Source organism: Klebsiella sp. EMBS2024 (assembly GCF_036233805.1).
Lineage (GTDB): Bacteria > Pseudomonadota > Gammaproteobacteria > Enterobacterales > Enterobacteriaceae > Klebsiella > Klebsiella pneumoniae.
Map to the genome: position 1 here is coordinate 4041569 of NZ_JAZARW010000001.1, position 1924 is coordinate 4043492.

Annotated in this window: 2 rRNA genes (1 of these 2 only partly in view); both read right to left on the bottom strand. The window is 51.9% G+C overall.

What is annotated here, in order from left to right:
- Positions 1-124 (bottom strand): 23S ribosomal RNA (locus VZP09_RS18410) (it extends 2778 nt beyond the left edge of the window).
- Positions 125-322: 198 nt separating this feature from the next.
- A 16S ribosomal RNA gene (locus VZP09_RS18415) occupies positions 323-1862 on the bottom strand.
- Together the 16S and 23S rRNA genes form the textbook arrangement of a ribosomal RNA operon.
- Between the last annotated feature and the right edge of the window lie 62 nt (positions 1863-1924).

Below are 1924 nucleotides of genomic sequence, written 5' to 3' on the forward strand. Positions count from 1 at the left end.
CCCCATTCGGACATCGCCGGTTATAACGGTTCATATCACCTTACCGACGCTTTTCGCAGATTAGCACGTCCTTCATCGCCTCTGACTGCCAGGGCATCCACCGTGTACGCTTAGTCGCTTAACCTCACAACCCGAAGATGTTTCACTTCTGATTGCGAAAATTTGAGAGACTCGAACACACATTAACTGTGTGTCGTTTCAATTTTCAGCTTGATCCAGATTTTTAAAGAGCAAAATTTCACAATGCACTTCGCAGTACATTTTGAAATTTATTATTTATCAAACAATCTGTGTGGACACTACAAAGGCAGGTTCTTTAAGGTAAGGAGGTGATCCAACCGCAGGTTCCCCTACGGTTACCTTGTTACGACTTCACCCCAGTCATGAATCACAAAGTGGTAAGCGCCCTCCCGAAGGTTAAGCTACCTACTTCTTTTGCAACCCACTCCCATGGTGTGACGGGCGGTGTGTACAAGGCCCGGGAACGTATTCACCGTAGCATTCTGATCTACGATTACTAGCGATTCCGACTTCATGGAGTCGAGTTGCAGACTCCAATCCGGACTACGACATACTTTATGAGGTCCGCTTGCTCTCGCGAGGTCGCTTCTCTTTGTATATGCCATTGTAGCACGTGTGTAGCCCTGGTCGTAAGGGCCATGATGACTTGACGTCATCCCCACCTTCCTCCAGTTTATCACTGGCAGTCTCCTTTGAGTTCCCGGCCGGACCGCTGGCAACAAAGGATAAGGGTTGCGCTCGTTGCGGGACTTAACCCAACATTTCACAACACGAGCTGACGACAGCCATGCAGCACCTGTCTCACAGTTCCCGAAGGCACCAATCCATCTCTGGAAAGTTCTGTGGATGTCAAGACCAGGTAAGGTTCTTCGCGTTGCATCGAATTAAACCACATGCTCCACCGCTTGTGCGGGCCCCCGTCAATTCATTTGAGTTTTAACCTTGCGGCCGTACTCCCCAGGCGGTCGATTTAACGCGTTAGCTCCGGAAGCCACGCCTCAAGGGCACAACCTCCAAATCGACATCGTTTACGGCGTGGACTACCAGGGTATCTAATCCTGTTTGCTCCCCACGCTTTCGCACCTGAGCGTCAGTCTTTGTCCAGGGGGCCGCCTTCGCCACCGGTATTCCTCCAGATCTCTACGCATTTCACCGCTACACCTGGAATTCTACCCCCCTCTACAAGACTCTAGCCTGCCAGTTTCGAATGCAGTTCCCAGGTTGAGCCCGGGGATTTCACATCCGACTTGACAGACCGCCTGCGTGCGCTTTACGCCCAGTAATTCCGATTAACGCTTGCACCCTCCGTATTACCGCGGCTGCTGGCACGGAGTTAGCCGGTGCTTCTTCTGCGGGTAACGTCAATCGCCAAGGTTATTAACCTTAACGCCTTCCTCCCCGCTGAAAGTGCTTTACAACCCGAAGGCCTTCTTCACACACGCGGCATGGCTGCATCAGGCTTGCGCCCATTGTGCAATATTCCCCACTGCTGCCTCCCGTAGGAGTCTGGACCGTGTCTCAGTTCCAGTGTGGCTGGTCATCCTCTCAGACCAGCTAGGGATCGTCGCCTAGGTGAGCCGTTACCCCACCTACTAGCTAATCCCATCTGGGCACATCTGATGGCATGAGGCCCGAAGGTCCCCCACTTTGGTCTTGCGACATTATGCGGTATTAGCTACCGTTTCCAGTAGTTATCCCCCTCCATCAGGCAGTTTCCCAGACATTACTCACCCGTCCGCCGCTCGTCACCCGAGAGCAAGCTCTCTGTGCTACCGCTCGACTTGCATGTGTTAGGCCTGCCGCCAGCGTTCAATCTGAGCCATGATCAAACTCTTCAATTTAAGTTTGATGCTCAAAGAATTAAACTTCGTAATGAATTACGTGTTCACTCTTGAGACTTGGT